General features: G+C 42.7%; 22 protein-coding genes and 1 other RNA gene. 20 read left to right on the plus strand and 3 right to left on the minus strand.

Features of this window, described 5'->3' with window-relative positions:
* The first annotated feature begins 595 nt into the window (after window positions 1–595).
* The 3 genes from BVC89_RS09875 to BVC89_RS09885 are packed head-to-tail and all read left to right on the plus strand — an operon-like array spanning window position 596 to window position 7402.
* On the plus strand, window positions 596–1900 hold the full coding sequence (locus tag BVC89_RS09875) for a GntP family permease (RefSeq protein ID WP_086931034.1): 1305 nt from the start codon (window positions 596–598) through the stop codon (window positions 1898–1900).
* A 13-nt stretch (window positions 1901–1913) separates the two neighbouring features.
* Complete coding sequence (locus BVC89_RS09880) at window positions 1914–3968, plus strand: 3-hydroxybutyrate oligomer hydrolase family protein (RefSeq protein ID WP_086931035.1); 2055 nt, start codon at window positions 1914–1916, stop codon at window positions 3966–3968.
* Between the two features lie 44 nt (window positions 3969–4012).
* The gene (locus tag BVC89_RS09885; protein WP_158657867.1) at window positions 4013–7402 is read left to right on the plus strand and encodes a hybrid sensor histidine kinase/response regulator; all 3390 of its coding nucleotides are present in this window, start codon (window positions 4013–4015) and stop codon (window positions 7400–7402) included.
* Here the strand turns inward: BVC89_RS09885 and BVC89_RS09890 are convergent.
* Both BVC89_RS09890 and BVC89_RS09895 read right to left on the minus strand, forming a co-directional pair.
* Window positions 7388–8035, minus strand: coding sequence for a response regulator transcription factor (locus BVC89_RS09890; protein WP_086931037.1), 648 nt, complete (start codon window positions 8033–8035; stop codon window positions 7388–7390). The two genes, BVC89_RS09885 and BVC89_RS09890, sit on opposite strands and share 15 nt — an antisense overlap.
* Window positions 8036–8255: 220 nt before the next feature.
* Complete coding sequence (locus tag BVC89_RS09895) at window positions 8256–9143, minus strand: LysR family transcriptional regulator (RefSeq protein ID WP_216825125.1); 888 nt, start codon at window positions 9141–9143, stop codon at window positions 8256–8258.
* A gap of 107 nt (window positions 9144–9250) precedes the next feature.
* Between BVC89_RS09895 and BVC89_RS09900 the strand changes: the two genes are divergently transcribed.
* From BVC89_RS09900 to BVC89_RS09935, 8 genes are all read left to right on the plus strand, one after another.
* Entirely contained in the window at window positions 9251–9952 is a 702-nt protein-coding gene (locus tag BVC89_RS09900; protein WP_086931038.1) for a CoA transferase subunit A, read from the plus strand.
* 29 nt (window positions 9953–9981) lie between these two features.
* On the plus strand, window positions 9982–10638 hold the full coding sequence (locus BVC89_RS09905; protein ID WP_086931039.1) for a CoA transferase subunit B: 657 nt from the start codon (window positions 9982–9984) through the stop codon (window positions 10636–10638).
* Window positions 10639–10736: 98 nt separating this feature from the next.
* Window positions 10737–11495, plus strand: a complete 759-nt coding sequence (locus tag BVC89_RS09910; protein WP_086931040.1) for a 3-hydroxybutyrate dehydrogenase — start codon at window positions 10737–10739, stop codon at window positions 11493–11495.
* A gap of 214 nt (window positions 11496–11709) precedes the next feature.
* Window positions 11710–11946 (plus strand): hypothetical protein, encoded by a 237-nt coding sequence (locus tag BVC89_RS09915; RefSeq protein WP_086931041.1) that lies wholly within the window; start codon window positions 11710–11712, stop codon window positions 11944–11946.
* A gap of 53 nt (window positions 11947–11999) precedes the next feature.
* A complete protein-coding gene (locus tag BVC89_RS09920; protein ID WP_086931042.1) occupies window positions 12000–13784 on the plus strand; it encodes a PHA/PHB synthase family protein in 1785 nt (594 codons plus the stop codon).
* 165 nt (window positions 13785–13949) lie between these two features.
* Window positions 13950–14444: a polyhydroxyalkanoate synthesis repressor PhaR gene (gene phaR, locus BVC89_RS09925; protein ID WP_086931043.1), complete on the plus strand. Its 495-nt coding sequence runs from the start codon at window positions 13950–13952 to the stop codon at window positions 14442–14444.
* 138 nt (window positions 14445–14582) lie between these two features.
* Window positions 14583–14897: a phasin family protein gene (locus BVC89_RS09930; RefSeq protein ID WP_086931044.1), complete on the plus strand. Its 315-nt coding sequence runs from the start codon at window positions 14583–14585 to the stop codon at window positions 14895–14897.
* Window positions 14898–15192: 295 nt separating this feature from the next.
* On the plus strand, window positions 15193–15723 hold the full coding sequence (locus BVC89_RS09935) for a phasin family protein (RefSeq protein ID WP_086931045.1): 531 nt from the start codon (window positions 15193–15195) through the stop codon (window positions 15721–15723).
* Between the two features lie 89 nt (window positions 15724–15812).
* Here BVC89_RS09935 and phbB read toward each other — a convergent pair whose 3' ends face one another.
* The gene (gene phbB, locus BVC89_RS09940; protein WP_086931046.1) at window positions 15813–16535 is read right to left on the minus strand and encodes an acetoacetyl-CoA reductase; all 723 of its coding nucleotides are present in this window, start codon (window positions 16533–16535) and stop codon (window positions 15813–15815) included.
* A gap of 384 nt (window positions 16536–16919) precedes the next feature.
* Between phbB and trxA the strand changes: the two genes are divergently transcribed.
* From trxA to BVC89_RS09985, 9 genes are all read left to right on the plus strand, one after another.
* Entirely contained in the window at window positions 16920–17774 is an 855-nt protein-coding gene (gene trxA, locus BVC89_RS09945; protein ID WP_086931047.1) for a thioredoxin, read from the plus strand.
* A gap of 195 nt (window positions 17775–17969) precedes the next feature.
* The gene (locus BVC89_RS09950) at window positions 17970–19091 is read left to right on the plus strand and encodes a phosphoserine transaminase (protein WP_086931048.1); all 1122 of its coding nucleotides are present in this window, start codon (window positions 17970–17972) and stop codon (window positions 19089–19091) included.
* A gap of 107 nt (window positions 19092–19198) precedes the next feature.
* Window positions 19199–20371, plus strand: a complete 1173-nt coding sequence (locus BVC89_RS09955; protein ID WP_086931049.1) for a 3-phosphoglycerate dehydrogenase family protein — start codon at window positions 19199–19201, stop codon at window positions 20369–20371.
* A 152-nt stretch (window positions 20372–20523) separates the two neighbouring features.
* Window positions 20524–20620, plus strand: an RNA gene (gene ffs / locus BVC89_RS09960) — signal recognition particle sRNA small type.
* A gap of 225 nt (window positions 20621–20845) precedes the next feature.
* Complete coding sequence (gene dnaX / locus BVC89_RS09965) at window positions 20846–23038, plus strand: DNA polymerase III subunit gamma/tau (protein WP_086931050.1); 2193 nt, start codon at window positions 20846–20848, stop codon at window positions 23036–23038.
* A gap of 43 nt (window positions 23039–23081) precedes the next feature.
* Window positions 23082–23402: a YbaB/EbfC family nucleoid-associated protein gene (locus tag BVC89_RS09970; RefSeq protein WP_425428390.1), complete on the plus strand. Its 321-nt coding sequence runs from the start codon at window positions 23082–23084 to the stop codon at window positions 23400–23402.
* Window positions 23403–23428: 26 nt separating this feature from the next.
* Window positions 23429–24022: a recombination mediator RecR gene (gene recR, locus BVC89_RS09975; protein WP_086931052.1), complete on the plus strand. Its 594-nt coding sequence runs from the start codon at window positions 23429–23431 to the stop codon at window positions 24020–24022.
* 7 nt (window positions 24023–24029) lie between these two features.
* Window positions 24030–25172: a ribonuclease D gene (gene rnd / locus BVC89_RS09980; protein WP_086931053.1), complete on the plus strand. Its 1143-nt coding sequence runs from the start codon at window positions 24030–24032 to the stop codon at window positions 25170–25172.
* The gene (locus BVC89_RS09985) at window positions 25173–25463 is read left to right on the plus strand and encodes a YcgL domain-containing protein (RefSeq protein WP_086931054.1); all 291 of its coding nucleotides are present in this window, start codon (window positions 25173–25175) and stop codon (window positions 25461–25463) included.
* The last annotated feature ends 32 nt before the right edge of the window (window positions 25464–25495 follow it).

The following is a 25495-nucleotide window of genomic DNA, read 5'->3' on the forward strand; positions in this document are numbered from 1 at the left end:
TTACCTTGGTCATTATTGGCTAATGTTACAATTGCTTTGCGTGTGTAGTTACTACCACAACTTGCATTCATCAACCCCCCATTTATTTGCCGTACAAGTATTTTAATACTCTATTAATATGCTACTAAGAGCTTATTTCTTTCCAAAAAAACGTTAAGTATTTTCGAACCTTTGTTGAATTACTGATTATAATTAGTTTGTTCAATAAGGTGATTGATAAGACTCAATACTAAAAAATTAACGTGTCTTTTAATCACATTGTTAACCGCAATAACAACAAGGTAACCACAATACTAACAAAGTTATGACGTCATTATAGATACGACGTCGCTTAAACTTGCATATTGCAACGTTCTTTAACGGTGCAATTGTTAGTGGAACATATGTTAGCGACGCATAGCTTCTGATGTCTGTGTTTCTTACGATGTCTCGCATAGTGTAATACTTTTTATTCATCATTGCCCCTATACCTTGGTATGAAGCATAAATTTGCTAGACCACGTATTATTTCAATATATTCTTACAGGTTGAGGTTATGTTAAGGCGCTCAATTTTGTATCCAAAATAACTCTATATTACTCATATTGGAATTCTTATGGTTAGTATGATTGGGCTTGTGTTGGCACTTATTTTACTCATGGTTTTTACCATTCGCGGCATGAATTTGCTTATTAGCGCGCCATTATGTGCAATAGTTGTGGCTTTAACGGGCCGTATAAAGATTATTCCTACTGATAATGACAGTATGAGTTTTGTAACAGTATATATGGACGGTTTTGCTGGCTTTTTGAGCAGTTGGTTTTTTATGTTTCTACTTGGTTCGTTGTTTGGCAAATTTATGGAGGAGTCTGGCGCTGCCGATAGAATCGCTGCGTCAACCGTCGCTGCGTTGGGGATGCGTAACGCCGTCGCCGCTATCGTCATAGCATGTGCTGTCTTGACCTACGGTGGTGTCAGCCTTTTTGTAGTTGCCTTTTCTGTATATCCAATGGCTCTTAGCTTATTTAAGCAAGCCAATCTGCCCCGCCGATTTATACCTGCGGTTATGGCTTTTGGTTCGGTAACATTCACGATGACTTCTGCGGGGTCACCAGAAATTCAAAATTGGATTCCCATAAAGTACTTAGGTACCTCGCCATATGCTGGTTGGGAAGTGAGTATAGTAGTGGCACTTTTTATGATTTTTTTAGGCTATTGGTGGCTAAATAAAATGATAAGGAAAGCATTACTTAACGGTGAAGTTTTTAGCCAAAGAGAAGGTGATCCACAAGCGAAAACCAGCGACTTACCCGCGTTCACTTTATCTGTGATACCAATTGTTGCCGTTCTGTTGGTAACTTTTGTTTTTCATAAAACTTACGCGCAATATGCGTTAATACTTGCCCTAAGCGTAGGCTGTCTATGTGCCTGGGGACTTGTGCATCGGACATTTCTAGGCTTGGATAAAATTGTTTCCCAAGGGACTCTTGGCGCTTTGCTGGCAATTGCTAACACTGCTGCTGTAGTGGGTTTTGGCACAGTTGCTAAAGCATCACCGGCATTTCCTGTGGTGGTTGATGCGATTACAGGCCTTCCCGGCAATGGTTTGCTGGGAGCGGCAATTGCTGTTACTACCATTGCAGCAATGACAGGTTCTGCATCGGGAGGCCAAAGTATTGCATTACCTGTATTAGCCCCTCATTATATTGATCTAGGTGTGGATAGCGAGGCCTTACACCGAGTTGTGGCTATCTCTTCTGGGGCACTAGATACCTTGCCTCATAACGGGTATGTTGTCACTACCATTCGTGCTATATGTGGGGAGACCCATCAGGCCGCGTATTTTCCAATGGCTGCGCTTACAGTTGTTGTACCACTGCTGGGGACTTTACTGGCACTAATACTTTTCACATTATTTTAAATGAGAATTTTTTATGTCATTAAAATTTAAAAAAATGTCAATAATTACAGAAAAAAAATGGTTAATATGTGAATTGTTATTATCCTTCTCAATAGTATTATCTGGTTGTACTACCACTATTGCAGAGAAGTCCTCTTCTAGTAATTTCACTATTGCTCAACATCGAATAATCAAAAATTATTATGATGGAAAAGAAAATGATCTTGCCACAGCTGGACTAGGTCTTGAGGGACTAAGAGAGAAAGAACCCAAGGCCGCAAATCCTGGCCGGCCTTCTGCCTTTGATTTACGGCGTTCGGCCATTTATAACAGCTACAAAAAACTGCTGCCCTTAGCTGATGATATAGGCTATGGGCGTATTCATGCAAAGTTTTGGAATGATAAGGGCGGCGCGGTGAGTGGTTACGAGACTATTGCGCCTCTTGTCTTCGATAATAAAAATATTGCGGGACTTGTTATGCTACAAGTACCGGATAGCTTCAATAAAAGCAAACCTTGCCTCATTGCCACGGCTTCTTCTGGGTCGCGAGGTATTTATGGTGCGGTAGGTGTTGTCGGTGCATGGGGGTTAAGTAAGAGGTGCGCCGTCGTTTATACCGATAAAGGCACTGGTGTTGGATTTCATTGGCTCACCGAAAATAAAGCACATAAAATCACCGGTGAATTAGTTGATGCAAACGAAGATGTTCTATTTTCTGCTTTTGGCAATGAGAAAGTTGCAAATTTTAAAGAAAAATACCCCTACCGATTAGCAAGTAAACATACCCACAGCGGTGAAAATGTTGACCAGTATTGGGGCGATTTTGTTTTAGCTGCGATTGAATTTGCATTTGCGCAATTAAACGAGCAGTTCTCTCCTAGTGTTAAATATGGTCCGGATAATACCTTAGTCATTGGTGCGGGAATTTCTAATGGTGGAGCAGCGATTTTACGGGCTGCAGAAGCTGGTGGAAAAAAAGCTTTTGACGGCATTGTCGTGTCGGAACCTGCTATTAATTTACCTTTTGATTTTGCTTATGATATTAACCGTAATGAAGAAAAAAGACATTGGAAAACAAAAACCTTAGCGCAAAGAGCGGTGATCGATGGATTATTTATTCCCTGTGCCGCACTGTTCCATGATAACTCTGGGCTTGCCAGTTTTGTTATGCCAATTTGGCAATCACGACTTGAGACTCGTTGCCGTAAGCTTAAAGCTATCGGCGCACTAAACACTGAGACTTTACAAGAGCAAAGCCAAGAAGCTTATGACATACTGCGTGACAACGGTCTATCATCTAGCTCTGACGGCTTAATGTTGGCATTTACAACGGGATTCATATGGGATGCTGTACTTGTTAATTATATCAATGCCTATGGCGCTTACAGTATCGATGATCATCTGTGTGGCTTAAGTTATGCCTATACGGGTATTGATGGCAAGCCTGCAAGTGCACCTGGAGCACTTAAACAAAGCTTGCATAGTGTCAGTGGGGGGATTTTACCTGCGGCTGGCGTCACTATCATAAATGATAACAGTAAGGGGGAACCCAGTAGCCAAATGACTTCACTCGATGCAGATGGTGCATTTGATTTGGCCTTCGACAATCTTCTATGCTTAAGAGAAACTTTACAAGAAAGTCGTGTACGTAGTGGTATTGCTAAGACATTTGTAGACGGTGATTTACATAGCTTACCTAGTATTATTGTTCATGGTCGTGAAGACAACTTAATACATGTCAATCATAGCTCCCGGGCATATTATGTGCTCAACGCTAAGCGTGAAAAAAAATCTCGCCTACATTATTATGAAATAGATAACGGACAGCATTTTGACGCGCTAGTGGCCTTGCCTCCCTTTAAAACTCGTTATGTGCCTGTTCATCATTATTTCGAAGAAGCGCTTGATATTATGTTTGACAATCAAATCAACGGCAGCAAAATTCCCCCTAGTCAGCGGGTTAAGACAAAACCTGCTAAATCCCTTAGTGGTCAACTAACGGAAAATAATATGCCGCAATTATTGAATAAACCTGATGCAAAAATATGGATTAATGACAATGGAGAATTTGTTTTACCTGCCGATTAATGATTAATAATCTTCAAATTATCGGGTTCTCTTTAGGGTATCTGTTGATACTGTTCTCGATCGCTTATATGGGCGATCGTTTGCATGAAAACATCATAAAAAAAATTAAACCCATCGTTGTTGGCTTAGCCGTTACTATCTATTGTAGTGCTTGGAGCTTTTATGGAACTACTGCTCAAGCGGTGGATAACGGTTGGCATTTTCCTCCGACATTTCTCGGTACCATCATACTTCTTATATTTTTTGCGCCGTTTCTACGCAGGCTTATTAGCCAAAGTAAGCATGCTAATATTACTTCTATTGCTGATTATCTCGCTGTTAGCTATGGTCGCTCCAGATCTCTTGCGGTATTGATTACTCTAGTGTCTGTCGCTGTATTAATTCCTTATATTTCACTGCAATTGAAAGCGATCACTGATAGCTATCATATGTTGAGTGATATCAGCGCTGCTGAGACTAGAATATCCTCACACTTTGCTTTTGATACAGCATTTTATGTTGCTGTAATGTTAGGTATTTTTGCTTTAGCCTTTGGCACACGACATTTAGATTCGCGTGAGCATCACAATGGCTTGATGCTAGCCATTGCATTTGAAGCCATCGTTAAATTAATGGCTTTTGTTATCTTAACCTTATTTGTTACAACCTCCATGTTTAACGGTATCGAAGATATTTTTATCAAGATTGCGCAACAAGATACCCTATCATCATTTATTAAACAGAGAAGTAGCAATGGCAACGGCTATATTACGGCGCTAGTATTGGGTTTTATTGCAACGATTTGTTTGCCTAGACAATTTCATGTAATGGTTGTCGAGAGCGAAAGCTCGCGAGACTTTGAAACACTACGTTGGTTGTTTTCAGGTTACTTGATCATATTTGGTTTGTGTATGATTCCGCTTGCTTACGCTGGTCTTGTCATGTTTCAAGGACAAGAAATCTCTTCTGGTGCTTTTGTACAGGGACTCTCTATTGTGTCTGGGCGCGAAGATTTAGCATTACTAACATATATTGGTGGTCTGTCGGCGGGTAGTAGCATGGTTATTGTCGCCTGTGTAGCTATGGCGACAATGGCATGTAATGAATTAGTTGTGCCTCTGTTGTTAAAAACACATTGGTTCAATGTGCACCAGAAAAAAGATGTGAGTCAATTATTACGCACAATTCGGCGAGCTATCATTTTAGTCCTGATGTTACTGGCGTACATCTATTATCGATTACTTACTACTAATAGCGCACTTGGTACTATAGGTCTACTCTCGTTTGCGCTGGTGGCGCAGTTCGCTCCTTGCTTATTTTGCAGTTTATTATTAAAACCACCGCAGTGTGCTAACTTGTCTACCGCAGCGGTAGCAGGTTTGACCGTCGGTTTTATTTTATGGTGTTATACCTTACTTTTGCCTTCCATGATAAACGCTGGATTATATGATCGGGCAATGTTGGATAACGGCCTATTTAGCATAGCTTGGCTAAGACCTAATGCCTTATTTGGTTTGGAAAATTTAAGTGAGTTATCTCATGGCGTGTTATGGAGCTTACTTGGCAATATTTGTATTTTTCTATATTTTTTAAAGAACCCTCATGCGGTTTTTGAAGAGAGCCTGGTAAGTACAACAGGACGATTGGCGCTTGCTGATTTGCGTTCTCTATTAGTACGTTTTCTCGGCACGGTTCAAGCAGAACTAGTGTTTAAACAGTATCCTAAGCTCAATACTATTGATACTTTCGCCAGTGATGAGGATATTTATACTGTTGAAAATATATTGTCAGGCGTTATCGGTTCAGTGTCCGCACGTTATGTAATTGAACATGCCTATTCCAGTGAGAAAAATAATGAAACTTTGGAAAAGACCTCTGAAATCTTTCAATTTGGACGGGACTTATTACAAGAAAGTATCGATAATATTTCCCAAGGTATAAGTGTATTGGATTCGCAACTACTATTAGTTGCATGGAACCGCAGTTATTTGGAAATCTTTAATTATCCAGACGGTATGGTACATGTCGGAAGACATATATCAGACCTTATCGCATTTAATGCCCAACGAAATAACCTCACAGGTGAACAAGCACAGGCGTTTGTTGATAAACGTGTACGATTAATGGCTCAAGGAAGTGCTTATTCCCATAAATACACCAATTACAATGGACAGATATTGGAAATCCAGGGTGCGCCCATGGCGGGGGGCGGATTTGTCTCAACTTTTACCGATATTACAGACTACCAAAATACCTTAAATATTCTTGAAGAAACGCGAGCCACTTTGGAAGAAAAAGTGATAGAGCGTACACAAGAACTGCAAGATGTTAACGAAAAGTTATCTCAAGCGAATAAAAATAAAACGCACTTTCTTGCTGCTGCCGGGCATGATTTGCTACAACCCTTAAGTGCCGCCAAATTGTTTTTAGCTGCTTTAAGTCAAAGACGCTATGATGACGATACGCAAGATGTATTAAAGCATCTTAAATTATCCCTAAACTCTGCAGACTCTATTATTAGTGAACTGCTGGCTATCGCAAAACTTGATTCGGGTGAAATGCGAGTTAATCCACATACTTTCTGTATTGGTAATTTACTTGTTAATTTACGTCGAGAGTTTTCAGTTATTGCACAAAATAAGGGTATCGCCCTACATTGTTGCTACAGTTCTTTAAATATACACTGCGATGAGCGCTTACTTAAGCGTGTTTTGCAAAATCTACTTTCTAATGCAATTCGCTATACGGATCAAGGTAAAGTTCTTATTGGATGTCGTCGTAGACGCAATAAGATTTATATTGAGGTCTGGGACAGTGGCTGTGGTATCCCCAAACATGAACAAAAATCAATTTTTGTTGAATTTCATCGCTTAGATAAAACCCGTAATGATGGTGGCCTAGGCTTGGGACTCGCTACAGTACAGCGTGTATGTTCGCTACTAAATATTAAACTTGAGCTCACTTCAGAAGTTGGTCGTGGCAGCATGTTTCGTTTGATACTGCCAAATAAGTGGCAGCATCAAGTTAGACCACCTGAAGATAAAGACAAAACATTTCCTCTCACACATTTTTTTTCAACAAAGGTCTTATGTATCGATAATGAACAAGCTATTTTAGACGGAATGAAATTGTTACTTGAACCGTGGAATTGCGCTTTTCATGGGCAAAGGGCTTTGGACTATAATGTACCTTGGATTCCCGATATTATTTTAATTGACTACCATCTAGATAATGATGTTTACGGCATTGCGGTTGTAGCAAAGCTGCTTGAATATTTTTCAAAGCAGAGTCTTTCAAAAGGTGCTACAGCAAAAGAGATTCCTGTTGTCGTTATTTCTGCTGATCAAAATAATGATGTGCAAAAACAGGCAAGGGATAGCGGCTATTTTTTTCTTAAAAAACCTTTACAAGTTGCAGAACTTCGTTCGTTGTTTTTGCAGCTAGGCTTGCGATAAAGCCTCAAATTTTTGAGATAATAAAATAACTTCGGTGCGTTTGCGTAATCCCAGCTTGCGTAATATGGCAGTAACATGAGACTTCACTGTGGGTTCTGTTATCTCTAAGTCATAGGCTATCTGCTTATTGAGCCGACCTTGGCTTAACATGTTAAATACTCGGAATTGGTGAGGCGTAAGTGAGGCAATACGACGAGCAAACTCTTGCCATTCTAGATCCTGCTCATTACCAGTTGTGTCAAAACTCAATGCACCGTCGAGCAGCTTTTGGATGATGTTTTGCAACTCATTTGCTTCAAGGGACTTAGAAATAAAGCCAACCGCGCCCAGCTGCTTTGCACGATCGATAGCTTTTGAGCTGTCATCACCGGAAATAATAGCAATTGGTATTTGAGGAAAGTTGGCTCTAAGATCCATTAAACCGGAAAAACCATTAATATCTGGCATATGTAAGTCCAATAATACAAGATTTGGTTTTACATTACCTGCTTCTATGCAGTGATGAACTTCTGTTAAAGATGAACAGGCAGTACATTCTAACGGGCCAAATGTATCACTAAAACTCTGAATTGTTTGCACCAATGCAGCCCTATACAACGGGTGATCATCGGCAATTACGATGGATGACGTCATGTAGATACACTTCCACTATAATTTACAGCTGCAAATATTTACTCATTACAACTAGCGCTCTCGTGCGTGTGAATATCTTAATCTAATGAGTTTTATATTATTATCTTACGTTAGCTATTGTTGATATTCTCTGTTATCGCAGGTGTAGTGTTTTTATTTTTATGTTTGTCTTGGTCTTTATAGTTATCCTGGCATAGAAATCCACTATAAACCATTCCAGCTAGTTTTTACACCACATTTCCATTATCACATCTTTTAGCGCGCCAGCTGCAATCGAGAGGGAATAACGACGACGGGTTAATATTCCTACCTGTCGACTTATCGCTGGTTTTTGCAATGGTAGGCAGACCGCCCCCATTTCTTGCATCTGTGCTTGGCACAAAGACGGAACAGCACTAACGCCTAAACCACTGGCGACCATTCGGCCTATAGTTGCCAACTGGTGAGTTTCCACTGCAACAGAGAAAGCGAGATTATTGGCTTCTAAGGTTTGCTCTAATAATATACGAATACTGGAGGGCCGCTGCAGTGCGATAAAGTCCTGCTCTAGTAAGTCTTGCCAGCACAGGCTCTTTCTCTTGTTGAAGGTTGCAGGTGGAATTACGGCAATAAACTGATCATGGAAGAGGGGAGTAAAGATAAGATCCTCGCTCTCATCAGGATCAAAAGAAATCCCTATTTCTACTCGGCCTGTACGCACCATGTCCACTACCTTTTCTGCCACTACATCTTGTACCCTGATATTGATCTTTGGGTATTGCTGATGGTATTTCACTAATATGTTAGGTAGCAGGTTACACGCAAAAGAGGGCATTGTGGCAATGGAGATCGTGCCTCGTCGCATAGAAAACAGATTATGAATGTCTTCAATAGCCGCATCCCAATCATTGAGCAGGCGCTGGGCTATAGGGAAAAATTCTTCCCCTTCAGGAGTCAGAGATAGTGTGCGCGTTGTTCGCGCTAGTAAAGGGCCCCCCAAATCGGTTTCCAGATTCTTGATAGCGATACTTAGGGCGGGCTGAGATAAATGCACCATGCCACATGCTTCAGCAAAACTCTGAGTTTCAGCAATGGCGACAAAGGCACGAACTTGTTTTATTGTAATCATTTAAAAAATAAATCAATTAATCAAATAATTTCATTTGATAAATATAAGCCAGGGGCGCACTCTAGGCAATAACTTAACACTCATAACTTAATAAAGGGGAGAGCGCTATGTCGGGTTTCGATAAAGTCGTGACAAGCTATGCCGAAGCGATGGCCGGCCTTGAAGACGGAATGACCGTCATTTCGGGGGGATTCGGGCTATGTGGTATTGCTGAAAATTTGATTGCCCAAATCAAAAAGATGGGGACTACTGGACTTACTGTTGTCTCTAACAATGCTGGTGTCGATGGCTTTGGGCTGGGAATATTGCTCGAAGACCGCCAAATTAAAAAAATGGTTTCCTCTTACGTTGGCGAAAATAAATTGTTTGAAGAACAGCTTCTGTCTGATGTCCTTGAAGTGGAATTGACGCCACAAGGCACGCTTGCTGAAAAAATGCGTGCCGGTGGCGCAGGCATTCCTGCTTTTTATACGGCTACAGGTTACGGTACGCCAGTAGGTGAAGGTAAAGAAGTGCGTGAATTCAATGGCAGGAAATATATATTGGAAGAATCCATCACAGGGGACTTTGCTATCGTCAAAGGCTGGAAAGCTGATCGTTACGGTAATGTTGTTTATCGCGACACCGCTCAGAACTTTAATCCTATGGCGGCAACTGCTGGAAAAATCACGGTGGTTGAAGTGGAAGAAATTGTTGAGCCTGGAGAGTTGGAGCCCACTCAAATACATACCCCAGGTATCTACGTTGATCGCTTGATTAAAGGTACTTTTGAGAAGCGTATCGAGCAGCGCACAGTGCGTGCAAACTAACAGCAGCCAATTGCTAGGAGAACTATCAAATGTCATTATCCCGCGAACAATTAGCGATGCGTGTTGCACGTGAGCTAAAAGATGGTTATTACGTTAACCTCGGTATTGGTATCCCAACATTGGTTGCTAACTACGTGCCTGAAGGTATCCAGGTTATGTTGCAGTCTGAAAATGGTTTGCTTGGAATGGGGCCGTTTCCCACAGAAGACGAAGTTGATGCTGACATGATCAATGCTGGTAAACAAACCGTTACCGCCATTACTGGTGCTAGTATTTTTTCTTCTGCTGAGTCCTTTGCGATGATCCGGGGCGGCCATGTAGATCTTACCGTGTTAGGCGCCTTTGAAGTAGATGTGCAGGGTAATATCGCTTCTTGGATGATTCCTGGAAAACTTGTAAAAGGTATGGGCGGCGCGATGGATCTTGTTGCCGCGGCAGAAAATATTGTGGTCACAATGACTCACGCTGATAAAAAAGGCAATTCTAAATTATTAGAGCAATGCACCCTTCCATTAACCGGGGCGGGCTGTATTAAGAAAGTTGTTACCGACTTGGCCTATATAGAAATTGCCGAGGGTAAGTTCTGGTTAAAGGAGAGAGCACCAGGTATCAGTATTGACGAGATTGTATCTAAAACAGCCGGTGAGATAGTCGTGCCCGATCATGTACCGGAGATGGAATTTTAATACTTCTTTTTTAATGTTCAGCATTTTTATTTGTAATATCCAAAAGCCACACAGGAGGTGGTTTTTTGGATCGATACAAACACGTATACGAGGCTAAAATGAGTAAAGTTGTTTTTGTAACGGGTGCTGCAAGTGGCATTGGTGAAGCCCTGACGGAGGCGTTAGCCAGTGAAGGTCACCGTATTATCGTCAGTGATTTGAATCTGGCAGGCGCTGAGAACCTTTGCCAACAGTTAACGCAAAAAGGCCTGAATGCCGAGCCCTATGAATTGGATGTCAGTAACCAGGAGAAAATTGACCAGGTCGCCATTGATCATCCTCATATTGATATACTTGTTAACAATGCAGGGATACAGTATGTGTCAAAACTCGAACAATTCCCCAGTGATCGCTGGCGGCTGTTGATTGATATATTATTGACAGGTCCTGCAATGTTAACACGAGCAGTTTTGCCAGGAATGAAGGAGCGCAATTTTGGCAGGGTTATCAATATAGGTTCAATTCATGCGCTAGTGGCTTCTCCTTACAAAAGTGCCTATGTCGCAGCCAAGCACGGACTACTTGGTTTTGCTAAAACTATTGCCTTGGAAACAGGGGAAAATGATATCACCATCAATACCGTGTGCCCTTCTTATGTGAAAACGCCTCTTGTAGAAAAGCAAATTGCGGCGCAAGCTCAAGAACATGGTATTTCTGAAGACGAAGTGATTCATAATATTATGCTCGAACCTATGCCTAAGAAGGCTTTTATCGCTATGGAAGAGTTGGCTGATACGGCGAAGTTCTTAATGTCCCCTGCGGCGCGCAATATTACAGCTCAAACCATCGTGTTAGACGGTGGTTGGACAGCTCGCTAACCTTTTTACTTTATCCCCTGAAAAAGGCCATTCGCGCTTTTTTCAGGTATCACGGTAAAAGCGCCTCGCTTACAAATATGATCGAGCCTGCGAAATCTTAGGCACATATTTCCCAATCACTCTGCATCAAAAAGTCTGCCCCCAGAAATATTCCTGATCCTTAGCTAATTACAGTAGAATGGTATAGCACCATAAACTAGTGGGTTGAATGTCCATGAAAATATCTTTTGAAATTGATATTACACCTGAGGAAGTAAAAGAAATCTTTGACGGTAATATGGAGGTTTTACAGCGTTCTTTAATGGAGTTATTTATGCGCCAAATGGCGAATACGGATAAAGCTCCGAGCAATACTATGATGGCATTCTGGCAATCTATGGCCGAACAGAGTGCTTCTATGTTTCAGCAATACCAGCATGATATTACGGGCGGGTCGCCCAAGAAGAAATAAGTTTTATCACCTGTACATCATCTATATTCAGCTATATAAGAGCCACAATTCACATGAATCAGGAAGAAAAACATCAAGTCTTAGACTACATCGATAAATTTAGTACTGTTTTTAATAGCATGATGCAAGAGGTTACTAAGCGTATTGTTAACCAGCAAAATGCAACCGATCTCGATCGTTATCTCAATACGGATTTTGATCCACAAGAGCTTGCTTCAAAAGTTCAGGTCAACCCAAAGAAGTTTGTTGAGCAACAGCTCGCATTTATGGAGAAGCAGCAACAACTCTGGCAAAATGCGTCGAAAGCTTTTATGGGTGAGGAATTTGCCCCTGTTATTAGTGAGCCAAAGGGGGATAAGCGTTTTGGCGATGACGACTGGCAAGGTAATCCTGGCTTTAACTATCTTAAGCAGGCGTACTTACTCAACGCAGAATATATGCATCAGTTGGTCGATGTTTTAGAGTTCGAGGACAAAAAAGTCGAACAGCAGGTGCGTTTTTATACCCGGCAATTTATCAATTCTTTATCGCCCAGTAATTATGTGCTTACTAACCCTGAAGTATGTCGTGAGATCCTCACTACCCAGGGTGAAAACTTAGCCAAAGGCATTGATAATTTTATGCACGATTTGGAGAGAAGCCCCAACGAAGCCTTTAAAATTACTCAGGTTGCCGAGGATGCTTTCCAATTAGGAGAGCAGCTTGCCTACACTCCAGGTGACGTCGTATTCGAGAATCATCTCATTCAGCTTATCCAGTACAAGGCGACTACCAGTAAAGTATTCGAAGTCCCCCTGCTTATTGTTCCTCCTTTTATTAACAAATATTACATTCTTGACCTAGATGAGAAAAAATCTTTGGTCAAATGGCTGGTTGATCAGGGCTATACGGTGTTCATGATATCTTGGGTAAACCCTGATGACTCCTATCGTTCACTGCCCTTTGATGACTATATCAATAAGGGCGTGATCGCTGCTCTTGATGCCGTGCAAGATATCAGCAAGTCGAAAACGGTGAATGCCACCGGTTATTGCGTTGGAGGGACGGTGTTGGCAATGACCCAGGCCTACCTGGCTGCCAAAAATGATAAGCGCATCCACTCGCTTACATTCTTTACCACTTTGCTTGATTTCTCCGAGCCGGGAGAGGTGGGTAACTATATCTCTGAACATACCTTGCCTATGTTAGAGCAAACCATCGAATCAAAAGGCTATTTTGACGGCCGTATTCTGGCCTTAAGTTTTAGCATGTTGCGTGAGAATAATCTTTTCTGGTCATTCTTTATTGAAAATTATTTAAAGGGTAAGGATCCCACGCCTTTCGATATTTTGTATTGGAATAGTGATTCTACCAATGTACCAGCCGAAGCTTTTTTGTTTTATTTAAAAAACATGTATATGGAAAATCGTCTTGTAGAAGCAGGGGGGATTACCATCAATGACACACCCATTGATCTATCTAAGATCGACACATCGTGTTATTGCTTGGCCGCGCAAGCAGACCATATTGTGCTCTGGCAGTCGGCTTTCCAAGGGGCGAAAAAACTGCCTGAAGATACACGTTTCGTGATGACTGAATCCGGTCATGTGGCAGGGGTTATTAACCCGATAGACAAGGGTAAATACCCTCACTGGATCAATGATAGCCTGCCCGAAACACCAGAAGAATGGTTAGAGAAAGCCACTCGGGTGAAAGGTTCATGGTGGGGCGACTGGCATGCTTGGCTGTCTGCTCGCTCAGGAGATAAACGCAAGGCTCGCTCTATTGGCAATCGCAAATATTCGGCGCTGGAAGATGCTCCCGGCCAGTATGTTAAGCGACGTTTAGATACGCTATAGCCACATGATTACGGTAATACTCCTTGAGTCAAATCAGGAGTATCAAGGACTAGATTTCCTTAAACAGGTGTTTAATGGTTATACTCCGCAAACGATTCACTATATTGCCGGCCAGACCTCTGTAATAGCAGGCTCGCAATGATTAATAAGATGGGAACTTAATTTGTGATTACGATTAAAAAATATCCAAACCGCCGCCTCTACGATACTTCAAAAAGCCAGTATATTAACCTCGAAGTTATTCGTGAGCTGGTTATGAGTCACGAAGAGTTTTGTGTCATCGATTCGAAAACCGAAGAAGACCTTACTAAAAGTATTCTGTTGCAAATTATCAGCGAGCAGGAAAACAATGATCAGCAATCGCTTTTAACCCAGTCAGTGTTAAAACAGCTCATCCGCTTCTATGGTAGTGATATGCAGGTATTCTTAAGACAGTATATCGAACAGAGCATCGCTACCTTCTTAGATCGTCAGGAAGCCGTGCAAGGTGTGGTGAAAGATATGATGGATGCGTCTCCTCTCAATGTCTTTAACCAGATGATGGAGCAGAATATGTCCATGTGGGGAAGCTTCGCACCTAAGCCTGCAAACAAGCCCGCAAATAAGCCTAAAAAGCAAGAAAAGCGCCATACTGAAGACGATCTTGATAAAGAAGAATAAAAACCTTTTTTTTGATAGCGAAATAATATTGTTTTCTTTTGCAATGCGGCAAAATCACTTGACGACGAAGCCGCTCACTCTTAGAATTGTTACTAGTTTTGCGATGCAGCAAGTCAAGTTAATTTAGGAGTGAATACTATGTTCGATAAGATCTTTGAGCAGTCTCAGAAAGCGTTTGGCCCTACCAACGAATTGATGGCTTTAACTTCTAAAGCCTTTGAAGAAGCTGCTGAAAAGCAGAAGACTTTTTTCAATGATATGGTAACGGACAATATGGCCTTTATTAAAGAGTTAAGTGCACAGAAAGACTTCTCTGGCGTTTATCAAACACAAAAGTCATATGTACAAAACCTGCAAGATAAAATGGTGGCGGCGTCTACCGAAGCTTATGAAGCGTTTAGTGCTAACCAAGAAAAAGCTGGTGCTGTTATTAAGAACGCTGCCACTATATAAGCTGTAAAAGCAATGCATTGTTTTTATGCTGTAGCTTTAGCTGGTTAACCTGAAAAGCCCCGTTACTCAGCGGGGCTTTTTTGTAAGCGAATATGAATAATGTACCATTGTTTGTCACCTGTTAATTTCTGTTGCGGCGCACAAATCCAAATTGACCTGGCATGTCGAGTGGCATAGACTAAGAAAGTGCTTTTTGCTGTGCAGCAGGTTTTGATTAAATTGCTACTACCGCAGTGTTCGGGCTTGTTAATAGGCCCAAGATAATACTTGGAAAATATTTGAGAGGGCGAAGGCCATGTACGAAAAAATGTTGGAACAAGCGGAATCTTTCTTTAAGCCGATGAGCGACTTTGTTCAGTTTAATGTCGAAACACTTGATACCATCAGAGTTAAGCAAGCAGATTTAGCTAACGGCGTATTAGCCGACAGTATTGAATACGCTAAAGGTATGAGTGTACCGAGCTTAAATCTTGACTCTTATGTCAATGCCCAGAAGTCATATTGGCAAAATATCCAATCAAAAATAAATACCAATGCCCAGGACAATTACCAATTGCTAAACGATATGCAAGGTAAAGTCGATGGTCTATTAAAGGATGTATGGAACGTTTATAAAACACCCAGTGCAAATGACTCCTCAACTAAAGCAAGCACTCCCAAAAAAGCGCCTACCAAGGAAAACACTCCTGCTCAGGTAAAGGCTAAAGCACCTGCTAAGAAAAAGCCGGTAGCGAAAAAAGCGCCTAAAGTCGCTGCTGCAAAAACCGATGCGAAGGCAGTCGATAGCTCTGCTGTAGCAAAAGCAACATCCGATGCGGAAAAATAAATACCGCGGTGATATTGAATAGTCCATAAAAAAGCCCGCTCACTGGCGGGCTTTTTTATGGACTATTCAATATGGTATTTTGCTATGTATTAATACATATGCTGTCCACCGTTAATAGACAGTGTTGAGCCTGTAATAAACCCAGCATCATCCGATACAAGAAACTCTACCGCGCGTGCAATTTCATCCGCTTCACCTAGGCGACCAACAGGTATTTTGGCGACAATCTTTTCTAGAACTTTCTCTGGAACAGCGCGCACCATATCAGTAGCAATATACCCAGGGGCGATAGCATTAACAGTGATACCTTTGCTTGCTCCTTCTTGTGCCAGTGCCTTGGTAAAGCCGTGAATACCTGATTTGGCAGCAGCGTAGTTCACTTGTCCATATTGACCTGCTTGGCCATTAATAGAACCAATGTTGACGATACGGCCAAAGTTGTGTTCGCGCATACTGTCGATAACATTGCGGCTTAAGTTGAAGCAAGAGCCTAAGTTTGTATCGAGTACTGCTCGCCAGTTCTCTTTACTCATTTTATGGATAGTGCCATCACGAGTAATTCCGGCGTTATTAATTAAAACCTCAATAGGGCCTAAATCTGAGGTGATTTTTGCAACTGCCTCAGTACAACCGTCAAAACTAGAGACGTCAAACTTATATACATTGATACCATACTTGTCTTTAAAAGCCTGCGCAGCTTCATCGTTGCCTGCATAATTTGCCGCAACAGTGTAGCCTGCTTCTTTTAAACGAACTGAAATAGCTTCTCCAATACCCCGAGTGCCACCAGTGACTAACGCGACTCTGCCCATATTGATGTCTCCTTAAGAGTTTGCATAGGACGGTTAAGAATAATTGATGCTGCAACATCTATGCACAAATCAACACCACACTAAAAACTGTGTGTTGCACAATGATCCGATGCCCACTTAAAAGTAAAATTAAGGTGTAAGGGCATGCGGATATTCATCTTGAATGTGATTTATGGAAAAAGCAACAGCTCAGTAATTTTGCGCGATAGTACAGTATGTTAATCTAGCTTTTAACTGGGTATGAACAATAATGGCACTGGATTTTTTCTGGTATTTTGCATGCCATTAGATGCCAATACATTCAGGATGATTGTAATTCTATTTTATATCCCAATATATAATTAAATAATGTATTTCTTATTCACTTTTGGATGTTAGTTTTTTATGAGTTCTCATATAGCCGAAATCACCATGGATAATGCTCAGGCATTATTAATCGACGAGTCTTTTAAGCGCCCAATAGTTGTAGATTTTTGGGCGGACTGGTGCGGGCCGTGCAAAAGCTTGATGCCTATTATGGAAAAATTGGCCAATGAATATGATGGCCAGTTTTTACTTGCTAAAGTGAACTCTGATGAACAACAGATGCTCGCTTCTCAATTTGGTGTGCGCAGTTTGCCTACTGTATTAATACTGAAAGATGGCCAGCCTGTTGACGGTTTTACTGGCTTAAAAGCCGAACAAGAAGTACGAGAAACACTGGATAAATACTTGCCTAAACCATGGGATATACAGCTTATAAAAGCGCGTGAGCATATCAGTGAAGAAGCGTTTGACGAGGCTTGTACGCTGTTGCGTGAAGCGTATAGAAGTTCCGAGCAGCAAGCTGATATTGCTTTGGCGTTGGCAGAAGTGCTCATCACATTAAAACGTTATGATGAGAGCCAAGAAGTTTTGTCCAGTATTAAAATGGCGGATCAAGATGCTCATTTTCAGCAAGTACAAGCCCAGCTTGAGTTGGCAAAAAGTGCGCAAAAAGCGCCAGAGTTGCAGCAGCTAGAGCAAAAGCTGTCTGCCCAGCCAGATAACATGGATATACGTTTCCAGTTAGCTGTGCAGTATTACCAAAATGAGTATCGCAGTGAAGCACTGTCAATGCTTTACGAAATTATTTGTAAAGATATTAATTTTAAAGAAGGCGAAGCAAAGAAAACATATTTAGATATTCTAGCCGTAATGGGCAAAGGTGATCCTGTTGCCACTGAATTTCAACGTAAATTATATACTCTGTTGCATTAGTAGTTATTGCTCACCCGGCAGATAAATATTTATTACATCAAGTTCCAGTTTATTACGATAAGAACTTGCGTTGACAAACACTATAAGTCTTAACGATGGTGACCCTGTCGCGGTCTTTATAGTGTTCGGCCTGCCTGAACATTATGTACTTGCTTCCATCATGAGCCACAAAAATCGTATTTTTAGAGGATAAGTATGCAATCCCCAGCTAAACCAAATAATCCTAATTTCTCATCCGGACCATGCAGTAAAAGGCCCGGGTATGCGGTTGAGAACCTTCAACTAAATACGCTAGGACGATCTCATCGATCATCCTTGGGAAAAGATGCCCTCAGCCAGGCGTGCCTGAAAACGGCGGAGCTTTTGGGGCTGCCAGAAGGGTATCGAGTTGGCGTGGTGCCAGCTTCCGATACCGGCGCCATGGAGATGGCAATGTGGTCGCTGCTGGGCCAACGAGGTGTTGATGTCTTAGCTTGGGAATCTTTCGGTAAGGGCTGGGTAACCGATATTACCAAGCAACTAAAGCTTGATAATGTGCGTTTATTTGAGGCGGACTACGGTTATTTGCCCGATCTTGATGCTGTCGATTTCAATAATGATGTTGTGTTTACATGGAATGGCACCACCTCCGGGGTCAAGGTTCCCAATGGCGATTGGATTCCCGATGAGCGTGAAGGTTTGTCTATTTGCGATGCTACATCTGCCGCGTTTGCCATGGATATCCCATGGCAAAAAATTGATGTTGGCACCTTTAGTTGGCAAAAAGTGTTGGGTGGTGAAGGTGCTCATGGGATGTTGGTACTTAGCCCAAGAGCAGTAGAGCGCTTAGAGAGCTATACGCCACCTTGGCCGATGCCGAAAATATTCCGCATGACCAAAGGTGGAAAGCTGATCGAGGGAATTTTCAAAGGGGCCACTATAAATACGCCATCTATGTTATGTGTGGCCGATTATTTAGATGCGCTCTCCTGGGTAGAGAGTTTAGGCGGCGTGCAGGCACTCATTGATAAGTCGAATAATAATTTAGCGATTGTTGAAGAGTTTGTCAGCGCTAATGAATGGCTGAGTTTTCTAGCCCACGATCCGCACACGATCTCCAATACGAGCATCTGCTTAACTTTAGATGCCGAGCCTGATCAAGTAAAACAGATCGTTAAATTGCTGGAACAAGAGAAGGTTGCTTACGATATCGGCGCTTATCGTGATGCACCTGCGGGTATTCGCATCTGGGGTGGGGCTACTGTTGAGGCCGAAGATCTTAACAAGTTAATGTCTTGGATCGCGCTTACTTACGACCAAGTAGTTAAACAAGCTTAGAAGCTAAGAGCGAATTATAACTTTCACACTGACTCTTTTGCTCTTTACGGCAAAGTGAATAGCAAACGACTCCGTAGACTGATAAATAAAAAAGTTGATAAAACACTATGTTTCATATTCGAACCTACAATAAGATCTCTGATAAAGGCTTGAGTCGGTTTAGCGACAAATATAATGTCGGCGAAGATATTTCTTCACCTAATGCAGTGCTACTGCGCAGTCATAAATTACATGGTGAAGTGTTACCAGACACTGTTAGTGCTATTGCGCGAGCCGGTGCTGGGACTAACAATATTCCAATAGAAGAATACACCCAGCGTGGTGTGGTCGTGTTCAATACTCCAGGTGCCAATGCTAATGCAGTAAAAGAGCTTGTGCTGGCAGGCCTATTATTGAGTTCTCGAGGGATTATGCAAGGGCAGCGTTATGTTTCCACCTTGTCTGAGATGAGCGATGCGGCTGAAATGTCAAAGCTATTGGAAAAAGAGAAAAAACGCTTTGCTGGAAGTGAACTCACCAACAAAACCATCGGTATCGTTGGCCTTGGCGCCATCGGTTCGATGGTGGCTAATGTTGCCCTTAGCCTGGGTATGGATGTAGTGGGCTATGATCCTGCAATATCCATCGACGCGGCGTGGCGACTATCAAGCCAGGTGCGCAGAATGGAGTCGATTGAAGCATTACTAAGCTGTGTGGATTATCTTTCCTTGCATGTCCCTGCAATACCTGCAACACATCACCTTATCAATCAAGAAACCTTGAACTTGATGAAGCCTTCTGCTGCTGTGTTGAACTTTGCTCGTGAATCCATCGTCGATGCAAATGCTATGGTAGCTGCTCTTAATCAGGGAACTATCCGACAATATGTCTGCGATTTTCCGGAGCCATGTTTGATTGGGCATGAAGGGGTTATCGCTTTACCTCACATTGGGGCTAGCACCGCTGAGGCAGAAGAAAATTGCGCTGTAATGGCGGCTAATCAACTGATGGACTACCTGGAGAATGGCAATATCGTCAATTCTGTCAATTTCCCCCATACCTCTATGCCTAGGGGAAATGCGGGCTGCAGAATTACTTTTACCAACGCTAATGTTTCGGGTGTTCTCGGTCATGTATTGTCGGTATTTGCTGAAAACAAAGTCAATGTTGTGGATATGGTAAATAAGAGCCGCAATGAGGTGGCGTACAATATTCTCGATTTGGCTGATAAACCCAGCGACGATGTTATCGAGTGTATTAAAAATGTTGAGCATGTGATATCCCTGCGGGTGTTGTGCTGATCTGAAAATAAGAGGCTGCGCTGGCTGAATTTCCATCATCTACAAAGAAATTTACGACTTTTGCCATATAGAGCTTGAAAACTCGATTTATATTGGGATAATGCGCAGCCCTTGAGGCGGATTTATTCATCCTCAATGTTCTATGGTGGCCCGATTGGTCCCCCCGCGACAATTCGCCGCGAACCCCGCCAGGCCCGGAAGGGAGCAACGGTAGTGGTATGAGTGTGCGCCGGGGTGTGGCTGGTTGGGTCATCTCCAAATTCAAGTTTGGCTCCTCTTTAATCTCGTTTTCATTTCATCCGTAGATGTAAGTATCACAAACCGCAAATGCAAATATAGATAAATGCGTATGCCCGTGGTTCGTGTTGACGGCTGTATTGCCCGTTTCTCGTGAGCGATAGAAAAAACAAGGTTTTTCGACGGCTGCTTACGTTATACTTCAAGCCTTAATAGATTGGTGAATATCAGGATACGATGAGTTATCAGGTTTTAGCCCGCAAGTGGCGCCCACGAATATTTAGAGAAATGGTGGGGCAAGAGCATGTGTTACAAGCCATGATCAATGCCCTTGACCATAAGCGCTTACATCACGCGTATTTGTTTACCGGTACGCGTGGCGTAGGTAAAACAACCATTGCTCGTATCTTGGCCAAATGTCTCAACTGTGAAACTGGCGTCAGTTCAGAGCCCTGTGGAAAATGCACAGCCTGTCGTGAAATCGCAGAAGGCCGCTTTATTGACTTAATCGAAGTGGACGCGGCCTCGCGTACCAAGGTTGAAGATACACGAGAACTGCTGGACAACGTGCAATATGCTCCGACTCGTGGACGCTATAAAATCTACCTCATCGATGAGGTACATATGCTGTCTAATCATAGTTTTAATGCCTTGCTTAAAACGCTTGAAGAGCCACCTGAGCATGTTAAATTTTTGCTGGCAACCACAGACCCGCAAAAATTGCCTGTCACAATCCTTTCTCGCTGCTTGCAGTTTAATTTAAAAAACCTCAGCCCCGAGCGGATTGTAGGTCATCTGCAGCATGTATTGACTCAAGAAATGATTCCTTTCGAAGAAGCGGGGCTCTGGCAGTTAGCTCGTTCGGCCGATGGCAGTATGCGTGATGCTCTTAGTCTTACCGATCAAGCAGTAGCCTTTGGCGGTGGTAAAGTTTTAGAGACTGAAGTCGCTTCTATGCTGGGCAGTATTGATCACATTCTCATCGACCAGATAATGCAAGCTATTGTTGCCTGTGATGGTAAAGCGATGTTAGCTGCTGTGGCAAACTTCGCCGATCATGCGCCTAACTATGATGCTGCCTTGGCTGACTTGATTGCGCTATTGCATCGCATAGCTATAGCGCAGGTACTGCCTGACGCGCTAGATAATAGCTATGGAGATCGCCAGCAGATTTTGCAGTTCGCGCAAAATCTTGCAGCTGAGGATGTGCAACTTTACTATCAGACGGCCCTTGTGGGGCGGCGCGACTTACCTCTGGCATCTGATCCGCGCACAGGCTTTGAGATGACTTTACTGAGAATGTTGGTCTTCAAACCTCAGGGAGTTGTGGATGTGCCGACCAAACAACTTCCTCAAGAACATGTTATCTCGTCTGCGGCTGAGAATCACAGTGCGTCGTTGGAGGCGGCACCAGAGCAGATAAAAAAGCCCCAAGCAGCCATCAATGAAACGGTGCCGCAAGATGCACCGCCGGCTAGGGTTACCGATGACAATCAATCACAGATTAGCCAGCAGATAGCGCAGGTAAAGAGCCATCAGCCAATAAAGCGCCATCATCAAGAGCCTTCAACAGCTATTAATGAAACCAAAGGCAGTGTAGGCAACGCCAATGCATCGTCAATGGTGGAGGTGAAAGCTCCAACAGAAAGTGCAGCAAAAAGTGCTGAGAAAGCTGCTACTGATGAAGGCTTAGCAAATCACAAGCAGGTTCAAGAGCTTACAGCGAATACCCTTGCTGATACTGCTGCCGATTCACATCCTGTTCAAGGCAATCAAGCTGATGAAGGGAGTGGCAAACAAAACGCCAAACCTGATCGTGCTGCGATTATGGATTCCATCGCCCAGATGATGACTGAAACTGCGGTGGATAGAAAGAAAAGTACCGCTGTTACAGCGCGTGACGGCGGTGCTAAAATTGATAATAAGTCTCATGCCGATGGCCAAGAGACTGCTAGCCCAGCTGCTAATTTGGCAAATGTGGCAAATCTAGCGCTTAAAGATGCTGATGATGTTAGCACTGCCAAGATAGCGCTGGAGAGTTTTGCACCTCATCAGTGGGTAGATGTCTACCATCAGATGAAAATTCGCGGTATTGTGCAGAGTACCGCGGCAAATTGCGTCATGGTAGGCCGTGAAGGTAACGGGATTCAATTTATCTTGAATCAGGATAAGACAAGCTTATTTGACCCATCACACGGCCACCGTATGGCTGACTTATTAAGTGATTACTTCGGTCAGCCGGTGAAAGTAGATATCCATCTGGCTGCTATCCCTGAAGGCATGGAAACACCCTCAGAGCATGATCAACGTGTCCATAAAGAGCGCTATGCACAGGCTTTAGATCAGTTAAAAGCGGATCCCGTTGTGCAAACCTTGGAACGGGAATTTGGCGCCGTTATACAAGAAGAAACAGTAAAATACCCAACGTAAGTAAATAGTACCCAACTTAATTATTGTGAGGAATCAATTCATGATCAAAGGCATCGGCGATATCATGAAACAAGCACAGCAGATGCAAGAAAAAATGGCAGACCTGCAAAAAGACCTAGCCAATAAAGAGGTGACAGGTGAGTCTGGAGCCGGCTTGGTTAAAATAGTGATGACTGGGCGACATGACGTGCGTAAAGTTGAGATAGACAGCAGTTTGATGGAAGAAGACAAAAGCATGCTTGAGGACTTAATTGCAGCTGCAGTTAATGACGCAGTGCGTCGTGTTGAACAAGCAAATAAAGAAATCATGGGCAACTTGACCGGTGGTATTGAAATGCCACCAGGCTTTAAAATGCCGTTTTAATTTAAGCGCTAGTATATTTTTCTTTGATGTTTTCTCCTGTAATCGATCAACTCATTTTAGCTTTGCGCAAATTGCCAGGCGTCGGACCGAAATCAGCACAACGGATGGCATTACATTTGTTGGAGCGTGATCGCGTAGGCGCAGAGGTATTGTCTGAGGCTCTTGCCAAGGCAGTACAAAGTGTTAAACGCTGTCAAAAGTGCCGTACTTTAACCGAGCAGGATATCTGTAGCATCTGCTCAAACCCAAAGCGTAATCATCACATACTGTGTGTTGTTGAAACTCCAGCCGATGTTATTGCCCTAGAACAGTCGTGCACGTTTGATGGCGGCTATTTTGTTTTGCTCGGGCGGCTTTCTCCGATAGATGGTATCGGCCCGCAAGAAATTGGTATCGACCTTCTGGAAAGACGCCTTGTTGAAGAAGATATTCAAGAATTAATTATTGCTACCAATCCCACCATGGAAGGTGAAGCGACCTCCTACTATATCAACGAGCGGGCGAAGGCTCACGGGGTTAAAGTGACACGCATAGCTCACGGCGTGCCTATTGGCGGCGAGCTTGAATTTATTGATGGCGGTACGCTTGCACATGCGTTAAGCAGTCGCAGGGAAATTTAGGAGTCTCATGTCGGAGAATTTAGTTAAACAACCTATTATTTGGGTGGAAACCAATGAACATCTAGAGCAAATCTGTGGTCATTGGCAAAGTAAAAGCATGTTAGCGTTTGATACAGAGTTTATGCGTTCTAACACGTATTACCCTATTGCTGGTCTAATTCAAGTCAATGATGGGGAAAAAAACTACCTTATCGACCCCACCACCATTGATGACTTTTATCCTCTTATCGATATCATAGATAATGAAGATATTGTTAAAGTGTTGCATTCGTGCTCGGAAGATTTAGAAGTATTTCATTACGCTTTCGGTTGCCTGCCTAACAATATTATTGACACCCAAATTGCAGGTGCAGTGTTAGGTCTAGGGTACTCCGTTGGTTATGCTAATCTGGTGCGTTTGGTGCTGAATATAGATCTGCCTAAAAGTGAGACTCGTTCAAATTGGTTGCAGCGGCCGCTTAGCCAGTCGCAATTGCATTACGCTGCGATCGATGTGGAGTATCTATTTAAGCTAGCCAGTTACACGATTGAACAAATGGCATCGAGTAAACGCCTTGAGTGGGTTCAGCAAGACAGTCGTGCACTGGTGCAAAACTTTTTTGTCAACCAAGACCCGGATCGTAGCCATTTGCGCTTTAAATCTGCTTGGAAACTCAGTCCTAGGCAATTGGCGTCTTTAATTCAGTTGAGTCGTTGGCGTGAAGATTTAGCACAAGAAAAAAATGTGCCGCGCAATCGCATAGTGAAGGAATCGGCATTATTTTCTCTTGCCCAACAAGTGCCAACACATGTTTCCCAGCTGAAAGGCTACGAAGGCTTGAATGAGCGAATGATTCGCAGCAACGGTAGTAAAATAATTAAAATTGTCAGTGCGGTAAAGAATATCCCTGAGCAAGAGTTGCCGGCGCGCTTACCTGCACCGCTAACCGCTGAGGAGAGGGCACTTTTGGATATTCTGAAGAACAAGGTGGCACAAATAGCTGACCAACTGAATGTTCCCAATGAATTGTTGGCTAAGAAAAAGGACTATGAATTCCTTATCCATGGCCTTCGTAGAGGGGATGTGCAAATACCTTTAAGCTTTGCCGGTTGGCGGCGAGATATTATTGGTAATGCTCTATTAGAAATCACCAAAAACCAAGGAAATTAAGTGAAAAAAATAGTTGATATCTACCGCTGCAAAAAGAAGGAAGGTGCCTATATCTATTTGGCTAAAGGCAGCAGTATTGATGAGTTACCACAAGCCTTGTTGGAACAAACAGGTAAACTCGAACTGGCGATGACGATGCTATTGACCCCGGAAAAAAAACTTGCCCGTGCCGATGTAGCAAAAGTGTTAGAGAGTCTCGATAGCCAGGGGTTTTATTTACAGATGCCGCCAGCACCCGAGAGTTATATGCAACAAATCGCCAATGATAAGTTGACTCAGAAACCCATATAGAAATACCTTGAAATAACTATATCTCGAAATAA

The organism is Agarilytica rhodophyticola (assembly GCF_002157225.2).
Lineage (GTDB): Bacteria > Pseudomonadota > Gammaproteobacteria > Pseudomonadales > Cellvibrionaceae > Agarilytica > Agarilytica rhodophyticola.